Origin of the sequence: Nonomuraea corallina (genome assembly GCF_027620315.1) — a bacterium.
Lineage (GTDB): Bacteria > Actinomycetota > Actinomycetes > Streptosporangiales > Streptosporangiaceae > Nonomuraea > Nonomuraea corallina.
Window position 1 is genome coordinate 1 of record NZ_JAPNNL010000333.1, and the last position, 2,236, is coordinate 2,236.

Consider the following 2,236-nt stretch of genomic DNA (forward strand, 5'->3'; position numbering starts at 1 on the left):
CACGGGCCTGGCGCTGCCGGTGTGGCCCGACGGGGCGACGCCGTCGCTGCTGGAGGAGCACCAGGTGGCGCCCATGCCGGTGGAGCGGGCCGGCGAGACGCGCCGGGTGCTGGCAGCGGTCCTCAAGTGCTGCTGGGACGACCCGTCGGCCGACCCGTGGCCGGGTGAGCCGGCGCCGCTGGAGCGGGTGCTCGACACCTACCGCGCGCTGATCGGCCGCACCGACGACCTCATGCGCAACTGGGCGATCGGCGCGCTGCGCCGGCTGCACGACTCGTCGTGGGCGGTGCTGGCCGACGGCATCGTCTCGCTCGGCCCCCGGTGCGCGCTGTGGCCGGCGGAGTCCCACGCGGTGCTGAAGGACCTGGTGCGCCGCATCCCCGACCCGGAGCGCCGCGCCCTGCCGGTCGTCCCCGACGCCGGCCTGGTCGCCGCCGCCCTGCCGGAGCGCCGGGTCATGCCCGGCGCGGGTCCGGACACCGGTTCGCCGGAGGCCGCCGGGCCCGATCCGGCCGCGGGGAGCCGGGCGGAGCCGGGAGCGCCCGAGTTCGACGACCTGCTGAGCACGTACGACGAGCGCCGCAGGGCCGAGCTGGTGTCCGCCTTCATGGTGGTGGAGCACGCCGCCGAGCCCGTGCAGGAGGCGAGGTTCGCGGCGTTGCGCGATCCGGCGCTGCGGCGCACCCTCGCCGAGATGCTCTCGCGTCGCGGTCGCACGCTCGTCCAGCAGCGCGAGCGGTGGATCTCGGGCTACGCCGACGAGCTCGTCCGCGACCGGTCGCCGGGAGGCGGGCCGGGCGAGAGCGAGCGGGCCGTGCTGACCCTGGTGCTGGTGCATTCGGTGGCCATCCCGCGTGCCGAGGGCCTGCTGCCGGAGGACTCCTGGCTGTCGCCCCACCCGACCCCGGCCGACGAGCTGCGGCGGCACACCCAGCTCCCGATCGGCGAGCTGGAGTCGGCGCTTCGCGCGCTGCGTCATGCCGGGCTGGTGACGCAGGTCAAGGCGGGCGAGGAGGCGGGCGGCTACGTCCCCGGCCCGCAGTTCCACCGCCTCACGCCTGAGGCGCGCAGGCGGTTGCAGGAGGAGCTCATCCTGGCGGCGGGCCCCGACACGCCCCTGGCGGCTGCGGTCCGCGCCCGCAGGGCGGCCCGGTGACCCCGGGCCGTGGTCCGGTGAGCCGGCAGGGTCCGGTGAGCCGGCAGGGTCCGGTGAGCCGGCGGGGTCCGGTGAGCCGGCGGGGTCCGGTGATGGCGGGGAGAGCGGTGCACGCCGTGGTGCGGTGGCCGGTGGAAGGAGGACGGGGGTAGCGGTGGCGCAGGTGGAGAACATCGTCGGGGATCGGGTGCTGATCGCCGTGCAGGCGGTCAACATCTCACGGCTGTCCACCCATCCGGTGCCCGTCGTGCCCGGCACGCTGATCGTCGTGGCGGGGGCCGGGCCCAAGGACTCCAACGGCGCCGGCAAGTCGTCGTTCATCGCGTCGATCACGGCGCTGCTCGGTGACGAGCAGTGGCGGTTCGCCTCGGGCGCCAAGGCGGTGTCCGAGCTGCTGTTCAACGCGGAGCTGGCCAGCGGCGCCGGGGCGCGCCAGTGGGCGAGCGCCGGCCACGGCTACATCGTCGGCGTGTTCGCCCCCGCGTCCGGCGGCGGGAGCCTCGACGCCTGCACGGTGGATCCGGCTGACGACGACGGGGAGCTGTTCGGGGTGGCCGGACGGCCCGACGCGCCGCTGACCGTCTGGCTGCGGGTCAACCAGGAGGCGCCCCACCTGGAGATCCGCTGGCGGGAGGGCGTGCGGCTGGCGGCCGCGTCGTCGGAGGCCGGACGGGTGGCGCGGGCCGACGAGATCTGGGCGTCGCTGCCCCGGTCCGCCGGGCGGCGTGACGTGGTGGCGCGCGACCTCACCAAGGTCCTCTACGGCGACCGCGTGCGGTGCGTGTCCTTCCTGTCGACGAGCGTGCGCAGCAAGGTCGCCACCAACCTGCTGTCACAGCCGCTGAACGAGATCTCCCCTGAGCGGGTGTTCGAGGCGATCGCGGCGCTGACCGGGCTGGACGCCGAGCTGGAGCAGGAGCGGGAGGCGCGGCGCGACGAGCACGCCAAGCGGGTGCGGGCCGCGCAGGCGGCGGAGCGGCTGGCGGAGTTCGAGGCCGAGTCGCGGTCGCTGCTGGCCACGTTCGACCGGCGCGACCAGGCCAGGATACGGCTGGCCGGGGCGCTGCGGTGCTGGCAGGG

General features: G+C 76.0%; 1 protein-coding gene and 1 pseudogene. Both read left to right on the forward strand.

All coding sequences use genetic code 11. The features are described from left to right. Positions 1-1,156, forward strand: a 1,156-nt coding sequence (locus tag OUY22_RS36485; protein ID WP_270159887.1) for a helix-turn-helix domain-containing protein, incomplete at its 5' end; no start/stop codon positions are given. 154 nt (positions 1,157-1,310) lie between these two features. Then, positions 1,311-2,236, forward strand: a pseudogene (locus OUY22_RS36490) (chromosome partitioning protein ParA); the annotation flags it as partial.